This is a genomic window from Pseudomonas sp. NPDC088885, from assembly GCF_044750025.1.
Classification (GTDB): Bacteria; Pseudomonadota; Gammaproteobacteria; order Pseudomonadales; family Pseudomonadaceae; genus Aquipseudomonas; species Aquipseudomonas rustica.
Window position 1 is genome coordinate 1 of the sequence record NZ_JBIVJB010000015.1, and the last position, 15,555, is coordinate 15,555.

At 56.6% G+C, this 15,555-nt stretch carries 14 protein-coding genes; 7 read left to right on the forward strand and 7 right to left on the reverse strand.

The window, feature by feature from the left end:
• Positions 1-180: 180 nt before the first annotated feature.
• Complete coding sequence (locus ACIP1X_RS09720; protein ID WP_400751488.1) at positions 181-1,194, forward strand: aldo/keto reductase; 1,014 nt, start codon at positions 181-183, stop codon at positions 1,192-1,194.
• A gap of 231 nt (positions 1,195-1,425) precedes the next feature.
• Positions 1,426-2,307, forward strand: coding sequence for an EamA family transporter RarD (rarD, locus tag ACIP1X_RS09725; RefSeq protein ID WP_400751490.1), 882 nt, complete (start codon positions 1,426-1,428; stop codon positions 2,305-2,307).
• Between the two features lie 183 nt (positions 2,308-2,490).
• Here the strand turns inward: rarD and hppD are convergent, their stop codons facing one another.
• Entirely contained in the window at positions 2,491-3,567 is a 1,077-nt protein-coding gene (gene hppD, locus ACIP1X_RS09730; protein ID WP_053120348.1) for a 4-hydroxyphenylpyruvate dioxygenase, read from the reverse strand.
• A 245-nt stretch (positions 3,568-3,812) separates the two neighbouring features.
• Complete coding sequence (locus ACIP1X_RS09735; RefSeq protein WP_400751493.1) at positions 3,813-4,760, reverse strand: DMT family transporter; 948 nt, start codon at positions 4,758-4,760, stop codon at positions 3,813-3,815.
• A gap of 77 nt (positions 4,761-4,837) precedes the next feature.
• On the opposite strand from ACIP1X_RS09735, the gene ACIP1X_RS09740 reads away from it, so the two are divergent.
• The 3 genes from ACIP1X_RS09740 (at position 4,838) to ACIP1X_RS09750 (ending at position 7,960) form a co-directional block, all read left to right on the forward strand.
• Entirely contained in the window at positions 4,838-5,710 is an 873-nt protein-coding gene (locus ACIP1X_RS09740; protein WP_400751495.1) for a LysR family transcriptional regulator, read from the forward strand.
• A 115-nt stretch (positions 5,711-5,825) separates the two neighbouring features.
• Positions 5,826-7,361 (forward strand): EAL domain-containing protein, encoded by a 1,536-nt coding sequence (locus ACIP1X_RS09745; protein WP_159812349.1) that lies wholly within the window; start codon positions 5,826-5,828, stop codon positions 7,359-7,361.
• Positions 7,362-7,594: 233 nt separating this feature from the next.
• A complete protein-coding gene (locus ACIP1X_RS09750) occupies positions 7,595-7,960 on the forward strand; it encodes a histone-like nucleoid-structuring protein, MvaT/MvaU family (RefSeq protein WP_400751498.1) in 366 nt (121 codons plus the stop codon).
• A 208-nt stretch (positions 7,961-8,168) separates the two neighbouring features.
• Here ACIP1X_RS09750 and ACIP1X_RS09755 read toward each other — a convergent pair whose 3' ends face one another.
• A complete protein-coding gene (locus tag ACIP1X_RS09755; RefSeq protein WP_400751501.1) occupies positions 8,169-8,687 on the reverse strand; it encodes a DUF4946 domain-containing protein in 519 nt (172 codons plus the stop codon).
• Between the two features lie 140 nt (positions 8,688-8,827).
• Here ACIP1X_RS09755 and gloA point away from each other — a divergent pair, with 140 nt between their 5' ends.
• Positions 8,828-9,349 (forward strand): lactoylglutathione lyase, encoded by a 522-nt coding sequence (gene gloA / locus ACIP1X_RS09760; protein ID WP_400751504.1) that lies wholly within the window; start codon positions 8,828-8,830, stop codon positions 9,347-9,349.
• 264 nt (positions 9,350-9,613) lie between these two features.
• Here the strand turns inward: gloA and ahpF are convergent, their stop codons facing one another.
• The 3 genes from ahpF to ACIP1X_RS09775 all read right to left on the reverse strand — a co-directional run bounded on the left by ahpF (position 9,614) and on the right by ACIP1X_RS09775 (position 12,932).
• Positions 9,614-11,176, reverse strand: a complete 1,563-nt coding sequence (ahpF, locus tag ACIP1X_RS09765) for an alkyl hydroperoxide reductase subunit F (RefSeq protein WP_400751507.1) — start codon at positions 11,174-11,176, stop codon at positions 9,614-9,616.
• 123 nt (positions 11,177-11,299) lie between these two features.
• Entirely contained in the window at positions 11,300-11,863 is a 564-nt protein-coding gene (gene ahpC / locus ACIP1X_RS09770) for an alkyl hydroperoxide reductase subunit C (protein WP_007912224.1), read from the reverse strand.
• 136 nt (positions 11,864-11,999) lie between these two features.
• Positions 12,000-12,932, reverse strand: a complete 933-nt coding sequence (locus ACIP1X_RS09775; RefSeq protein ID WP_400751510.1) for a site-specific integrase — start codon at positions 12,930-12,932, stop codon at positions 12,000-12,002.
• Positions 12,933-13,109: 177 nt separating this feature from the next.
• Between ACIP1X_RS09775 and ACIP1X_RS09780 the strand changes: the two genes are divergently transcribed.
• A complete protein-coding gene (locus ACIP1X_RS09780; RefSeq protein ID WP_400751513.1) occupies positions 13,110-14,126 on the forward strand; it encodes a DNA-binding protein in 1,017 nt (338 codons plus the stop codon).
• On the opposite strand, the gene gorA is transcribed toward ACIP1X_RS09780, so the two are convergent.
• Positions 14,123-15,481, reverse strand: coding sequence for a glutathione-disulfide reductase (gene gorA / locus ACIP1X_RS09785; protein ID WP_282354006.1), 1,359 nt, complete (start codon positions 15,479-15,481; stop codon positions 14,123-14,125). The genes ACIP1X_RS09780 and gorA overlap by 4 nt on opposite strands.
• Between the last annotated feature and the right edge of the window lie 74 nt (positions 15,482-15,555).

Sequence of the window (15,555 nt, forward strand, 5' to 3'; positions counted from 1 at the left end):
TGAACGCGGCGCTAAACGCGTAGCAAGCCTGGAAAAGGTGTAAACGATGTCCCCGGTCTAATGTGTAAAGGATGTACCGGTCTCTACAGTGAGGGGCTTTTGATCCTGATAATTCACTTTGCGCCCTCGCCCGCTTCTGGTATTTGATTAACGCTTTCCCACCGATAAAAGGATGTCGGCATGAGCTATCGCACACTCGGGCACTCGGGGTTGCAGGTGTCCACCCTCACCCTCGGCACGATGATGTTTGGCGAGCAAACCAGCGCCGAGGATTCGCTGCGCATCATCGACAAGGCCTGGGATCAGGGAATCAATTTCATCGACACCGCCGACGTCTACACCAACGGTCGTTCCGAAGAAATCGTCGGTGAAGCCATTGCCCGTCATCGCCATGACTGGGTGCTGGCGACCAAGGTCGGTTTCGGCCCGGTGGACGGCGTGCCGAACCGCAGCGGTTTGAGCCGCAAACATATTTTCAATGGAATTGATGCGAGCCTGACGCGGCTCGGCACCGACTACCTTGACATCTATTACCTGCACCGCGAAGACCACAACACGCCGCTGGAAGTGACCGTGTCAGCGATTGGCGATCTGATTCGTCAGGGCAAAATTCGCTACTGGGGCCTGTCGAACTACCGTGGGTGGCGGATTGCCGAGGTGATTCGCATCGCCGACCAACTCGGCGTCGATCGCCCGGTGATCAGCCAACCGCTGTACAACATCGTCAATCGTCAGGCCGAAACCGAACAGATCACTGCCGCGCAAACTTACGGCCTCGGCGTGGTGCCTTACAGCCCGCTCGCCCGTGGCGTGCTCAGCGGCAAGTACGCACCGGACGTAACGCCAGACGCCAACAGCCGCGCCGGGCGTCAGGACAAACGCATTCTGGAAACCGAATGGCGCGTGGAATCGTTGCGTATTGCTCAACAAATTCAGCAGTACACAGAACAGCGTGGCGTCGGCATGGTTGAGTTTGCGATTGCCTGGGTGTTGAACAACAGTGCGGTGACCTCGGCGATTGTCGGGCCTCGGACTGAAGAGCAATGGGATGCGTACACCAAGGCGCAGGCGGTGAAGATTACGGCCGAGGATGAAGCATTTATCGATTCGCTGGTGACACCGGGACATGCGTCGACGCCGGGCTTCAACGATGTGAGCCATTTTGTGTCTGGCCGCAAACCGCATCAGGCCTAAAAAATACACTTGGCTTCAACACAAATCCAATGTGGGAGCGGGCTTGCTCGCGAAAGCGGTGTATCAGGCAACCAAGATATTAATCTTGTCGACGCATTCGCGAGCAAGCCCGCTCCCACAGGTTCTATGCTTACACTCAAGATGTGGGAAATATTGAGCGCTTGCGCAATATTCAGCACAAAAACCACGTATCCTTCGCGCCCCGTTTGATCACCCACCCGCGAGGACAGTTTGTCTAAAGGTATCGCTTTATCGGTTTCGGCCTCGGTGCTGTTTGCCGTCATGTATTACTACACCTCGCTGCTCACCCCGTTGAGTGGCGTGGAAATCTTTGGCTGGCGGATGCTGCTCACTGTGCCGTGCATGACCGTGTTCATGCTGGTGTCCGGTGAATGGCGGCGGGTGGTGGAGCTGGTTCGGCTGATGGCCGCGAAGCCAAAGTTGATCGCCGGACTGATCGTCTCGGCCGCCCTGCTCGGCGTGCAACTGTGGCTGTTCATGTGGGCGCCGCTCAACGGCTACAGCCTCGATGTCTCGCTGGGCTACTTCCTGCTGCCGCTGGCGATGGTGCTGACCGGGCGAATTGCCTACGGCGAAAGTCTGTCTTACCTGCAAAAGATTGCGGTGTTCTTCGCCAGTCTCGGCGTGTTGAACGAGTTGTATCAGGTCGGCGGGTTTTCCTGGGCGACGCTGGTGGTCGTGATCGGCTATCCGCTGTACTTCGTGCTGCGCAAATACCTGAAGACCGATCACCTCGGCGGTTTGTGGGTCGACATGACGCTCATGCTGCCAATTGCCTACTGGTTTGTGCAGGGTGGCGAGCAAGGTTTCGGCGTGTTCGATCAATACCCGGGGCTGATGTGGCTGATTCCGCTGCTCGGTTTGATCAGTGCCTCGGCGTTGGTGGTGTACATCATTGCCAGCCGTTTGCTGCCGTTCAGTCTGTTTGGATTGTTGAGTTACGTTGAGCCGGTGTTGTTGCTCGGCGTGGCGTTGTTGCTGGGTGAGAGCATCAAGTCAGGGGAATGGCTGACGTACATTCCGATCTGGCTGGCGGTGATTGTGCTGGTGTTCGAAGGGTTTAAACACCTGATGCGTCAACGCCGTCCCTGAGCCCTGCACAGTTCAAAATGTGGGAGCGGGCTTGCTCGCGAAAGCGTCGTGTCAGTCGCCATTTAGTTCAACAGGCACGCCCCCTTCGCGAGCAAGCCCGCTCCCACAATGGATTTGTGCGAATCAAAAAAAAATCCCGGCCCTGCATCTCTGCAGGCCGGGATTTCTCATTTTGTCAGCGGATTACTCAGTCGCAAGCACACCACGACGCACCTGGTCACGCTCGATCGATTCGAACAGCGCCTTGAAGTTGCCCTCGCCGAAACCATCATCGCCTTTACGCTGGATGAATTCGAAGAACACCGGGCCCATCAGGGTTTCCGAGAAGATCTGTAGCAACAGACGCTTGTCGCCCGACTCGGACGAACCGTCCAGCAGGATGCCGCGCGATTGCAGTTCATCGACTGGCTCGCCGTGGTTCGGCAGGCGGCCTTCGAGCATTTCGTAATAGGTTTCCGGCGGCGCAGTCATGAAACGCATGCCGATTTTCTTCAGGCGATCCCAGGTGTCCACGAGGTTATCGCTGAGGAACGCCACGTGCTGAATGCCCTCGCCGTTGAACTGCATCAGGAACTCTTCGATCTGGCCGGCGCCCTTGGACGATTCTTCGTTCAGCGGGATGCGGATCATACCGTCCGGCGCGGTCATCGCTTTCGAGGTCAGGCCGGTGTATTCGCCCTTGATGTCGAAATAACGGATCTCACGGAAGTTGAACAGCTTCTCGTAGAAGTTCGCCCAGTAAGCCATGCGACCGCGATACACGTTGTGCGTCAGGTGATCGATGATCTTCAGGCCAGCGCCCACCGGGTTGCGGTCAACGCCTTCGATAAACACGAAGTCGATGTCGTAGATCGAGCTGCCTTCGCCAAAACGGTCGATCAGGTACAGCGGCGCGCCGCCAATGCCTTTGATCGCTGGCAGGTTCAGCTCCATCGGGCCGGTTTCGATGTGGATCGGCTGAGCGCCGAGTTCCAGTGCGCGGTTGTAGGCTTTTTGCGAGTCTTTAACGCGGAACGCCATGCCGCAAACAGACGGGCCGTGCTCGGCCGCGAAGTACGAAGCAACGCTGTTGGGTTCGTTGTTGAGGATCAGGTTGATCGCGCCCTGACGGTACAGGTGCACGTTTTTCGAGCGGTGGGTGGCGACTTTGGTGAAGCCCATGATCTCGAAGATCGGCTCCAGCGTGCCTGGCACCGGTGAAGCGAGCTCGATGAATTCAAAGCCCATCAGACCCATTGGGTTTTCGTATAAATCTGTCATGGTGACGCCTCATCATTTCTTATCAATTAACCAGGGTTATTTGTCAGTCATGCGAGGTCGGTGGGTGGCGCACAGGAGATGCCGCGCACACTGCGGGCGAGGAAGTCACCGTAGATCAGTTGAAACCCGAATATCTTCATTGTCGACCCAAGGCTCTTGCGGGCGAGGCTTCTGCTGCCAGAAGACGATTATTATTGTATGCGTAACCCGATTCTACACAGCGTAAATGGGCTTGTCTGCCCTCCCTATAAAATCCGCTTTTTTGCGCCCGGCGCAAGGGGTTTGTTGCACAGGTAAATGCCCGTCAGGATCAACGCGCCGCCCAGGTACATGGCCAGTGTCAGCTGTTCGCCGAGCAGCAGCGCGCCGAGGATCACAGCGGTCAACGGATTGAGGGCAATAAACACCCCAGAGCGCGTTGCGCCGATTTTACGGATGCCGTCGTAGTAGCCAATGTACGCCAAAGCCGAACCGAGCACGCCGAGGTAGATCAGGCTTAGCCATTGCGCGGTGCCAAGATCGACCAGCGCCGTCCAGCTCAATTCGCCACGAAACGCAGCCAGCGTCCACAGCATGACGGTGCCGATCAGGATCGAATACGTCACGGTTTGAACCGGGCCCAGCGTCTGGTTCAGTTCGCGTGAAAACAGCGAATAAACGCCCCAGCCTGCCACACAGCCGAGAATCAACAGATCACCGATCCACGCATCCGCCGTGGCTGCCAACAGCTGCGGGTTGCGACTGACGATAACTATCCCCGCACCGGCAATGCACATCGCAATGCCGGCCACTTTCAACCGACCCAAACGCTCTTTGAACAACAGCCACGATGCCAGGCCAATCACCGCCGGGTTCAACGCGACGATTAACGATGCGCGCGACGCGTTGATGTAGTGCAGGCCATAAAAGAAACACAGGTTGTAAAAGAAGATCCCGAAGAAACCCAGCAGCGTCAGTTGCAGCCATTGCCGGAGCGTTGGCCGCGCCAGCGGAACTCTCGTTAGCCATACAAAACCAAGCAATGCCGCGCTGGCGAGCAGGAATCGCAGGCTGGCAGCAAACATCGGGCTGAGACTGCCGGCGAGGAAACGCCCGGCGACAAATGTTCCGCCCCAGACCATCGTGACCGCAGCCAAAGTCAGATAGACAGAAATATCAGAGGTTTGCGGATGATATTGCTCAAACGTTTTCATGTCGCACCAACAGTAGAAGTCATCAGATGAAGTATCATTGGATCGATTCGTCATCATCGTAAAATGAGTAATCACTCATGACCCTCACACAATTGGAAATCTTCTCGCTGGTGGCTGAACTGCGCGGCTTTACACTTGCTGCAAATCGTTTGGGCATCTCGCAGTCAGCGGTGTCCCACGCGCTGAAATCCCTCGAGCAAGAATTGGGTGTCGAACTGTTGCGCCGGCATCAGTCGCAAGTCGAACTCAGCGATATCGGCGAACAGCTCTTACTGCGAGCGCGGGCCATGCTCGGGCTGGCCAACACCCTGCGCCAGGAAGCGGCCGATGCGCGCGGCATGCGAACCGGCACATTACGCATCGGGTCGTTCGGGCCGACTTCGTCGATCAAATTGTTGCCAGACATTCTGCGGCGCTTCCGCGAAAAGCATCCGGGCATCGAGGTGCATATAGATGAAGGGCCGGATCGACAGGTTATTCAGTGGCTGGAAGAACGGCGCATCGACATTGGTTTCGTGGTGCTGCCCGAGGAACGTTTCGATACGTTTGCCTTGATCGACGACCAGATGGTCGCCCTGCTCCCCGCCCACCATCCTTTAGCTGCGCGTTCAGAGTTGAGCTTGAAAGAGCTTTGCAATGACCCGTTCGTGCTGACCGAAGCCGGTTCTTCGGAGTTGGTTTCGCGGCTGTTCAACGCCGCTCGCCTGCAACCGAATATTCGCTACCGTTGCTCGCAATTGCTCAGCACCCTCGACACGGTCAGCCGCGGCGACGCAATCACCGTGGTGGCCCAAGGCTCGTTGCCGGAGCAGGAAAATGGCGGCTACGTGCAGATCCCGTTGTCACCCAAGGTTACGCGGCAAGTTGGCGTCGCCGTGCTGGATCAGCGTCAGTCTTCGCCGGCGACATTGGCCTTTATTGAGTTGGCAACACATATGCATCACCGATGAGCGGCGCAAGCGCAATCCGCCATCTATCATCCCTTCTGCCTGATCTCTTTTTCGGCGGCGCACGGTTGCCCGGCCTACATTCAAGAGCTCCACTTTTACGCGACAGGAAGCGCCCATGCCGTTAACCGTCAGACACCGCCGCAAACGCAGCACGCGCCTTATCGTGACGCTGCTCAGCGGTTTGCTTCCCGTGATTCTGGGCAGCGTGATTCTTTACATGCAGGCCGAACGCACGTTGCAACAGAGCACGGCGCACACGGCCGAAGAAGCGTTGCGTCAGTTTGACCTGATGCTTGATAACACTGCGCAAGCGGCGCGACAGCTGCTGCCATTGGCCGGGCAACCGTGCAAGTCGGTCACGCTGGCGTTGCGCGAGCAAGTCACCCGCCGGCCTTTCGTGCGCTCGACTAATCTGGTGTGGGACGACAATCTTTATTGCAGTTCGCTGTTCGGTGAGTTCAGTGAACCCGTCAATGCGGGCGATTACGCGCAGGGCAAATTGTGGTTGATGAATGGCAACCCGGTGACGCCCAACACCGCCCTGCTGATTTATCGCCTCAGTGAGGGGCGCGGTGGTGCTTTGACCACCCTCGATGGTTACCACTTGAGCAATGTGCTGCGCCTCATTGGTCGGGACACGTTGTTGTTGCTGCAAGTCGGCGATAACTGGCTGTCCGCCGACGGCAAAACCCATCAGGGCGCACTGCCGGAATTGCCGGTCGCGCAAAGCATGCGTGACTCTGCTCACTATGCTTTCAGTGTGAGTGCAGGATTCCCCGAGGGTGAAACCTGGCGTTACATGAGTGATGAATATCCACCGTTGTTCAGTTTGCTGATCTTTTTCGGCGTGGTCTCTGGCGCGATTGGCCACATCGTGCAGAAGCGCTCGACCTCGCCTAGCCACGAAATGTTACGTGCGCTGGAGGCCGGTGAGTTCATTCCGTACTTTCAACCCGTGGTGTATGGCGACAGTAAAAAATGGACCGGCACAGAAGTGCTGATGCGCTGGAACCATCCCAAAGAGGGGCTGGTGCGGCCTGATCTGTTTATTCCGTTCGCCGAGCATTCCGGACTGATCGTGCCGATGACCCGTGCGCTAATGCAGCAGACTGCCGCCCTCCTCGGCCCTTTATCGTCGACGTTTGTCGCGCCATTTCACATTGGCATCAACATCACCGCCAATCATTGCCAGGATCTGGAACTGGTCGAGGATTGCCGCGAGTTTCTTTCGGCATTCACTGCGGGCAGCATCACGCTCGTGCTGGAGTTGACCGAGCGCGAACTGATCGAGCCCACCGATATCACTCGTCAGCTGTTCGAGCAATTGCACACTTTGGGGGTGAAGATCGCCATTGATGACTTCGGTACCGGGCACTCGAGCCTCGGTTACCTGCGCAAATTCAATGTCGACTACCTGAAGATCGATCAGAGCTTCGTCGCCATGATCGGTATTGATGCGCTGTCGCGGCATATTCTCGATTTCATCATCGAACTCTCTGCCAAGCTCGATCTGGGTATTGTTGCCGAAGGCGTCGAAACGCAAGCGCAGGCCGATTACCTGACCGCACATAACGTTAACTTCCAGCAGGGCTATCTGTACGGCAAACCCATGCCGGCTGCCGACTTCATTAGTGCATTAACTCATCATTAACTAAATGGGCTTAAGCCGGGTGCGCCGACCGCGCGCACCAAATTGATACAAAAGATCGCTGTTGTTACATGAAGACAACAGCAGGATTTACTCTTGACGCATTAACAACTACAATTTTTGTTGCCTGTGCAGAATTGGCAGGTGAGCCATTATCACCGAGTCGCTACAAGGCTCTTGGCTTATAGCTTTGTTTGCGGTTGGTATCAGCCAAATACATTATTGGAGTAAAGATATTGTCCAGACTCGCTGAATTTCGTGCAGCTGAAAAGGCCCTTCAGGACCAGCTCAAGCAGCTGGAGTCGCTGAAGAACGATGCCGGGCTCAAGAAAGAAATCGAATTCGAAGAAAAGCTCCAGGGGCTGATGAAAACCTACGGCAAAGGCCTGAAGGACATCATCTCCATTCTCGATCCGAACCCGTCAAAATCCGGCCTGCAAACCTCCGCAGCCCCTAAGACCCGCCGTGCACGCGTGGTCAAGGTTTATCAGAACCCGCACACCGGCGAACTGATCGAGACCAAGGGCGGCAACCACCGCGGCCTGAAAGCCTGGAAAGAACAATACGGTGCAGCCACCGTTGATTCCTGGTTGCGCGGTTAATCTCACGCCAACACAAAAGCCCTGCAGAAGCAGGGCTTTTTTTTTGACGATATCTAACAAATGCAACGAATGTCGCCAAGCAAGTTGCGATTGACGTGTAACGCGCACGAGTCAATTGCATCTATTGTTTCTTGGCTGAATGTTGCGAACGCTGCCGGAATCAAACTTTCGGCTTAATGCCTTTGGGTATCTAGCACAGAACGGCGAATTAAAGTTTCAGGCTGTTTCGAGCCGCCGCTATTTCCTCAGCGCTTGCCTTATAAACCTCAGCCTGCCCCGCGTAAGAAAGAACATAAGCCTTGTCCGCATCGACCGCCGCGACCAAAGTTTGCGACAGCACATGACGACCGTTTTCAGTCACCGTACAAGTCGTTTCAAGTGCACTCAACGAGCCTAGATTCGCTGGATGCACGCGGTTGCAAACACTTTGATAGCCGCTCTGAAAAAAGTCCTTCTGTATCGACTTGCGCATTTCCAGCAACACGCCCTGCAGGTTGACCTGATGACCGCTCTCGACTGGCGTCATGGTCAGCTCCATCACCATCACCTGATTGCCGTCGGCGTCATTTTTGACTGCGCGCTGACGTAAAACCTGCGGCGCGGCGTCCGTCAGCGTTTGCACCTCCCAGCCCGCGGGCCAGGTGATGCTCGGCGCATCGGCCAATGCTGCAGCGCTGATCAAGGCTACGCCGAAGAAAACCAACAGGGATTTGCACGGTCGGATCATTACCAAAGGCACTCAAAGGTTGAACCACAAAGTCTGAGGCTCGCCCGCACACAGGGCAAGCCCGCGCTTTGGGTTTGGCGATGCCGTTTGGCATGCGTATCATTGCGCCCATTCACTCGCCCATTGTTATTGGAGGGCCCATGAGCCTGCACGAACTGAACACTTTCCCCGGCGTCACCGCCACGCCAGACAGCGCAACCCGCAACTTCGTTTTTAACCACACCATGCTGCGTGTGAAAGACATCACCAAGTCTTTGGACTTTTATACCCGCGTGCTGGGTTTCTCGCTGGTTGAAAAGCGCGATTTCCCGGAAGCCGAGTTCAGCCTGTACTTCCTCGCACTGGTCGATAAAGCCCAGATCCCGGCTGACGCAGCTGCTCGCACCGAGTGGATGAAGTCGATTCCGGGCATTCTGGAGCTGACGCACAACCATGGCACTGAAAACGATGCCGATTTCGCTTACCACAACGGCAACACCGATCCGCGTGGCTTTGGCCACATCTGCATTTCGGTGCCGGATATCGTCGCTGCTTGTGCACGGTTTGAAGAGCTGGGTTGTGATTTCCAGAAACGTTTGACCGATGGCCGCATGAAGAGCCTGGCGTTTATCAAGGATCCGGACGGTTACTGGGTTGAGATCATTCAGCCTGCGCCGATGTAATCACTGAAAATGCTGACAAGCCCCTCACCCTAACCCTCTCCCAAAGGGAGAGGGAACTGATTGGGGGATATTAAAGGGATACGCCGACTTGAACGATTGGTGTTGAATTCATAATCGACTTGGTCTTTCAAGTCGATGCACCACTTCAGACACCTCGGTCGGCCCCCTCTCCCTCGGGAGAGGGCTGGGGTGAGGGGCCAGATTTCACGCATAACAAAAAACCCCATGATCACTCATGGGGTTTTTTATTTCAGGCCTGACAGCTTACGCCGGCGCCGAAGTCCGGATCAGGTGATCAAACGCGCTCAACGAAGCCTTCGCGCCCTCGCCCACCGCAATCACGATCTGCTTGTACGGTACAGTCGTCACGTCACCCGCTGCAAAGATTCCCGGAATAGAAGTCTCACCACGGTTATCGACAATGATCTCGCCACGCGGGGACAACTCGATGGTGCCTTTGAGCCAATCAGTGTTCGGCAACAAACCGATCTGCACAAAGATCCCTTCCAGTTCGACCGTGCGCAGTTCATCACTGTTGCGATCCTTGTAGCGCAAGCCGTTGACCTTCTGCCCGTCGCCCGTCACTTCAGTGGTTTGCGCACTGGTGATCACGGTGACGTTCTTCAGGCTGTGCAATTTGCGCTGCAATACCGCATCGGCGCGCAACTGGACGTCGAACTCCAGCAGTGTGACGTGAGCAACGATACCGGCCAGGTCGATCGCCGCTTCAACGCCGGAGTTACCGCCGCCAATCACCGCGACACGCTTGCCTTTGAACAGCGGGCCGTCGCAGTGCGGGCAGTACGCCACGCCTTTGTTGCGGTAATCCTGCTCACCGGGCACGTTCATTTCACGCCACCGCGCACCGGTCGCCAGAATCACGCTCTTGGCTTTGAGGGTCGCGCCGCTGGCGAAGTGGACTTCATGCAGCTCGCCGTTTTTGCCAGGGATCAGCTTGTCGGCACGCTGCAGGTTCATGATGTCGACGTCGTATTGTTTGACGTGTTCTTCCAGCGCCGTGGCCAGTTTCGGCCCTTCGGTTTCCTGTACGGAAATGAAGTTCTCGATGGCCATGGTGTCGAGCACCTGACCGCCGAAGCGCTCAGCGGCGACGCCGGTGCGGATGCCTTTACGAGCGGCATAAATCGCTGCCGAAGCACCGGCCGGGCCACCGCCGACGACCAACACATCAAAAGCTTCTTTGGCGCTGATTTTTTCGGCCTGACGTTCAATGGCACCGGTGTCGAGTTTGGCGAGAATCTCCTCCAGGCCCATGCGGCCCTGGCCGAAGTTTTCGCCGTTCAAGTAGATACTCGGCACGGCCATGATCTTGCGATCGTTGACTTCATCCTGGAACAACGCGCCGTCGATGGCGACGTGGCGGATGTTCGGGTTGAGCACGGCCATCAGGTTCAGCGCCTGAACAACGTCCGGGCAGTTCTGGCAGGACAGCGAGAAGTAAGTCTCGAAGCTGAACTCGCCTTTAAGCGAGCGAATCTGCTCGATCACTTCAACGCTGGCCTTCGATGGATGGCCGCCGACTTGCAGCAGGGCCAGCACCAGCGAAGTGAATTCGTGGCCCATCGGGATGCCGGCGAAACGCAGACTGATGTCGGCGCCCGGGCGGTTGATCGAGAACGATGGCTTGCGTGCATCTTCACCGCTGTCGATCAAAGTAATCTGGCTCGAAAGACTGGCGACGTCTTTCAGCAGTTCCAGCATTTCACGGGATTTCGCACCGTCGTCGAGGGAAGCAACGATCTCGATCGGCTGGGTGACCCGTTCCAGGTACGATTTCAACTGGGCTTTAAGATTGGCGTCCAACATACGGGCGATTTCCTTTATTTGAGGCGAAAAAAAGCCCGAGCGAATTTCGCCCGGGCATTTTTTGGGGCGGTGCAGCGTACTTAAGAAGGTGCGGCGTACCGCCCTGAGTTGCGTGTCACAGACTTAGATCTTGCCGACCAGGTCCAGGGACGGAGCCAGAGTGGCCTCGCCTTCTTTCCACTTGGCTGGGCAAACTTCGCCTGGGTGAGCAGCAACGTATTGAGCAGCCTTGATTTTGCGCAGCAGCTCGGAAGCGTCACGGCCAACGCCGCCATCGTTCAGTTCAACGATTTTGATTTGGCCTTCAGGGTTGATCACGAAGGTGCCACGGTCAGCCAGGCCAACTTCTTCGATCAGCACGTCGAAGTTGCGGGAAATGGCGTGGGTCGGGTCGCCGATCATGGTGTATTCGATTTTGCCGATGGCTGGCGAAGTGTTGTGCCAGGCAGCGTGAGCAAAGTGGGTGTCGGTGGAAACGCTGTAGATTTCTACGCCCAGTTTCTGGAAGGCAGCGTAGTTGTCAGCCAGGTCTTCCAGCTCGGTTGGGCAAACGAAGGTGAAGTCGGCTGGGTAGAAGAACACGACCGACCACTTGCCCTTCAGGTCAGCGTCCGACACTTGAACGAAGTCGCCGTTTTTGAACGCGGTAGCTTTGAACGGTTTTACTTGGCTGTTGATGATAGGCATTGATGACTCTCCGTCAGGGTTGTGAATTCGATGGGAGAATCCTAACTACTCGCTCGACGGATGGCTCATTGGCAAACCTGATGCTGCTGATATGTTTTGGCTATTAGGCAACTGTATTAATAGAAGAAATGGATATCTAGGCGGGCACATCGGAAATCCGCGCCATTCCTTGAAACGGGCTGACTTCGACATAGCGCATCGCAGACTTCATGTCCTTCCAGCCGACGTAGCTCATTAACGATTTCAAATCCCAACCACTTTGATGCGCCCAAGTGGCGAAGCCGCGCCGCAGGGAATGGCTGGTGTAGTTTTCGGCAGCGATCCCGGCACGCTGCAAGGCCTGACGCAGTAAAGGGATGATGCTGTTGGCATGCAGGCCCTCCTCGTTCAGATTGCCCCAGCGATCGATGCTGCGAAAAACCGGGCCGCGCACCAGCGCTGCTTCGGTGATCCAGTCGATGTAGGCCTGAACCGGGCACAGCTTTAACAGCGCCGGCGCTTGATAGGTCTGCCCGAGGTTTTCCCGATCGCCCTTACTGCGCGGCAGGTAAAGGGTGATGCCTTTGCCTGCGTGCGCTTGCACATGCTCAATCTGCAAGCGGCACAGCTCATCGCTGCGGAAGCCCCGCCAGAATCCCAGAAGAATCAGGGCGCGGTCGCGGTAAGCCTTGAGCAGCGCCGGGCGATCCTGCTGTTCTTTGGCGGTTTGCACTTCGTGCTCCAGCCAATCGATGACGCGCTGCAAATCCTGCAACTGCAACGGCTCGGCCTGCTTCTCCTGTGCCGGGTGCAGGGCGCGAATGCCTTTGAACACCTTGCGCACCACCGGCGCTTTGGTCGGATCAGCAAAGCCCTGGCTGTTATGCCACTGCGCCAACGCTGACAGACGCAGCTTAAGCGTGTTGATCGATAACTCCCCGGCATGCGCCACCAGATACCGCGCGACGCTATCAGCCGTGGCTGGCAGGAAACCGCCCCACTTCACTTCGAAATGTTCAATGGCTGCGCGATAGCTTCGGCGCGTGTTGTCACGGGTGGCGGCTTGCAGATAGCGATCCAGATCGCTCATGGGCTGTTTTCTCGCTGGCGTACTGATTCAAGGATGCAGATGTGCATTTTGCCGCCTGACACTGGGTAATACCAGTATATCCCGCGTCTTTAATATCAATGATTTAACTTTATTTTCAGCATGGTACACTGCGTACTTAGGTGGCATGTACCACAGTATGAAACCGTAGGAGTTCACATGGCCCGTGGCGGCATTACCAAAGCACTGGTGCAGATCGCGCGCACAGCGATTCTGGCTCGCGGAGAACACCCGAGCATCGATGCAGTACGCATTGAAATGGGCAACACCGGCTCGAAAACCACGATCCATCGCTATTTGAAAGAGCTGGATGATGGCGCTCAGCCGACTGAAGCATCAGCAGAACCCATCGACGATGAGCTGACCGCCCTCGTCTCCCGCCTCGCTCAGCGCCTGAAAGAACAGGCGCAAGAGCCCATCGAACAAGCTCGCGAGCAGTTCGAGGAACAGCGCGAGGCATTGGAAGCGGAGTTGAAGCAGGTTCGTCAGGCGCTGGAAAAAATCGAGCATGAACACGACATTCAAGGCGCAGCGCTCGCGCGCGAATCCGAAGCGCTGAACAACACGCGCTCGATGCTGCAGACCGAACAAACCCGTAATGCCGGTTTGAATCAGGCCTTGGCAGACTTTGAATTGCGCCTGCAGGACAAGGACGAGCAGATTCGCTCGCTGGAAGAAAAGCACCTGCATGCTCGCGACGCACTTGAGCATTACCGCAACGCCACCAGAGAGCAGCGCGAGCAGGAACAGAGCCGCCACGAAAGTCAGGTGCAGCAGATTCAGGCAGAACTGCGCCAAGCACAGCAAAGCGCACTGGTGCGTCAGGACGAGATCACGCAACTGCATCGCGACAACGAGCGCCTGCTCACGGAAAACCGTGGCACCCAGCGCGAATTGAGCCTTACACAGGATCAGCTCAAGCAAAGCAATCAGCGTCAGGATCAGTTACTGGAACAAGCGACGCGCGTGGACAGCGAACGCACCCTCCTCCAGGAACGTTTGCGCGTGGCCACACTGGAAAGTCAGACACTCAAACAGAACGTCGAAGAGCAGGCGCTCCTCAATCAGTCACTGGAAAAGCAATTAAGCAAAACGCAGGCGAGCCTGGAAGAAAGCCAGCGCCTGGCGGCTACCGTTGCGGCAGCGCCAGACTCGGCCAAACCGAAGGACGCTTAAGCGCCGACCGGTGTACGCATGGTGACAAACTCTTCGGCGGCCGTCGGATGTACCCCGATCGTGTCGTCGAAGTCGCGCTTGGTCGCGCCTGCCTTCAGCGCAATCGCCAAGCCTTGGACAATTTCGCCAGCGTCCGGGCCGACCATGTGGCAGCCGAGAACTTTGTCGGTCTTGCCGTCCACCACCAGCTTCATCAGCGTTTTCTCCTGACATTCAGTCAAGGTCAGCTTCATCGGGCGGAAGCGGCTTTCGAACACCACAACATCGTGGCCAGCCTCGCGCGCTTCCTCTTCGGTCAACCCGACCGTGCCAATGTTCGGCAGGCTGAACACCGCCGTCGGGATCATCTTGTAATCCACCGGACGATATTGTTCAGGCTTGAAGAGACGACGCGCTACAGCCATGCCTTCCGCCAATGCCACTGGCGTCAGCTGCACTCGACCAATAACGTCGCCGAGGGCCAGAATTGACGGCTCAGTAGTCTGGTACTGATCATCGACTTTGATGAAGCCTTTGTCGGTGAGCTGCACATCGGTGTTTTCCAGTCCGAGATTGTCGAGCATCGGACGGCGACCGGTCGCATAGAAAATGCAATCCGCCTCCAACTCGCGACCATCCTTGAGGGTGGCTTTGAGGCTGCCATCGGCCTGTTTATCGATGCGCGCGATGTCGGCATTGAATTGCAGATCCAGACCGCGCTTGGTCAGCTCTTCCTGCAAATGTTTGCGCACCGAACCATCGAAACCGCGCAGGAACAGATCACCGCGATACAGCAGCGTCGTGTTCGCGCCGAGGCCGTGAAAAATCCCGGCGAACTCGACCGCGATGTAACCACCACCCACCACTAGCACACGCTTAGGCAGCTCTTTGAGAAAGAACGCCTCGTTGGAGCCGATCGCATGTTCGTGCCCTGGAATCTGCGGAATCTGCGGCCAGCCGCCGGTGGCGATCAGAATGTTTTTCGCGGTAAAGCGTTCGCCATTGACCTCGACTTCATGAGGCCCAACGATCTTGGCGTGCGCCTCATGCAAGGTCACACCGCTGTTGACCAGCAAGTTACGATAAATGCCATTGAGGCGATTGATCTCGCGATCCTTGTTGGCGATCAGCGTCGCCCAATCGAAGTTCGCTTCGCCAAGGCTCCAGCCAAAACCGGATGCTTGCTCAAAGTCTTCAGCGAAATGCGCGCCGTACACCAACAGCTTTTTCGGCACACAGCCGACGTTGACGCAGGTACCGCCCAGATAACGGCTCTCGGCCACCGCCACTTTCGCGCCGAAACCGGCAGCAAAACGCGCAGCGCGCACACCGCCGGAACCGGCACCAATCACATAAAGGTCAAAATCGTAGGCCATTTCTATCTCCTCGGCAGGCGACCAGCATACCTGCCGACGCTCATTGAGCAAGTTTCCAACGGATTTGCCCTGCA

What these genes read in the sequence shown, in the direction of transcription:
- ACIP1X_RS09720 (WP_400751488.1), top strand. Translation starts at nt 181, where the DNA reads ATGAGCTATCGCACACTCGGGCACTCGGGGTTGCAGGTGTCCACCCTC.
- hppD (WP_053120348.1), bottom strand. Translation starts at nt 3,567, where the DNA reads ATGACAGATTTATACGAAAACCCAATGGGTCTGATGGGCTTTGAATTC.
- ACIP1X_RS09735 (WP_400751493.1), bottom strand. Translation starts at nt 4,760, where the DNA reads ATGAAAACGTTTGAGCAATATCATCCGCAAACCTCTGATATTTCTGTC.
- ACIP1X_RS09740 (WP_400751495.1), top strand. Translation starts at nt 4,838, where the DNA reads ATGACCCTCACACAATTGGAAATCTTCTCGCTGGTGGCTGAACTGCGC.
- ACIP1X_RS09745 (WP_159812349.1), top strand. Translation starts at nt 5,826, where the DNA reads ATGCCGTTAACCGTCAGACACCGCCGCAAACGCAGCACGCGCCTTATC.
- ACIP1X_RS09755 (WP_400751501.1), bottom strand. Translation starts at nt 8,687, where the DNA reads ATGATCCGACCGTGCAAATCCCTGTTGGTTTTCTTCGGCGTAGCCTTG.
- gloA (WP_400751504.1), top strand. Translation starts at nt 8,828, where the DNA reads ATGAGCCTGCACGAACTGAACACTTTCCCCGGCGTCACCGCCACGCCA.
- ahpF (WP_400751507.1), bottom strand. Translation starts at nt 11,176, where the DNA reads ATGTTGGACGCCAATCTTAAAGCCCAGTTGAAATCGTACCTGGAACGG.
- ahpC (WP_007912224.1), bottom strand. Translation starts at nt 11,863, where the DNA reads ATGCCTATCATCAACAGCCAAGTAAAACCGTTCAAAGCTACCGCGTTC.
- ACIP1X_RS09775 (WP_400751510.1), bottom strand. Translation starts at nt 12,932, where the DNA reads ATGAGCGATCTGGATCGCTATCTGCAAGCCGCCACCCGTGACAACACG.
- ACIP1X_RS09780 (WP_400751513.1), top strand. Translation starts at nt 13,110, where the DNA reads ATGGCCCGTGGCGGCATTACCAAAGCACTGGTGCAGATCGCGCGCACA.
- gorA (WP_282354006.1), bottom strand. Translation starts at nt 15,481, where the DNA reads ATGGCCTACGATTTTGACCTTTATGTGATTGGTGCCGGTTCCGGCGGT.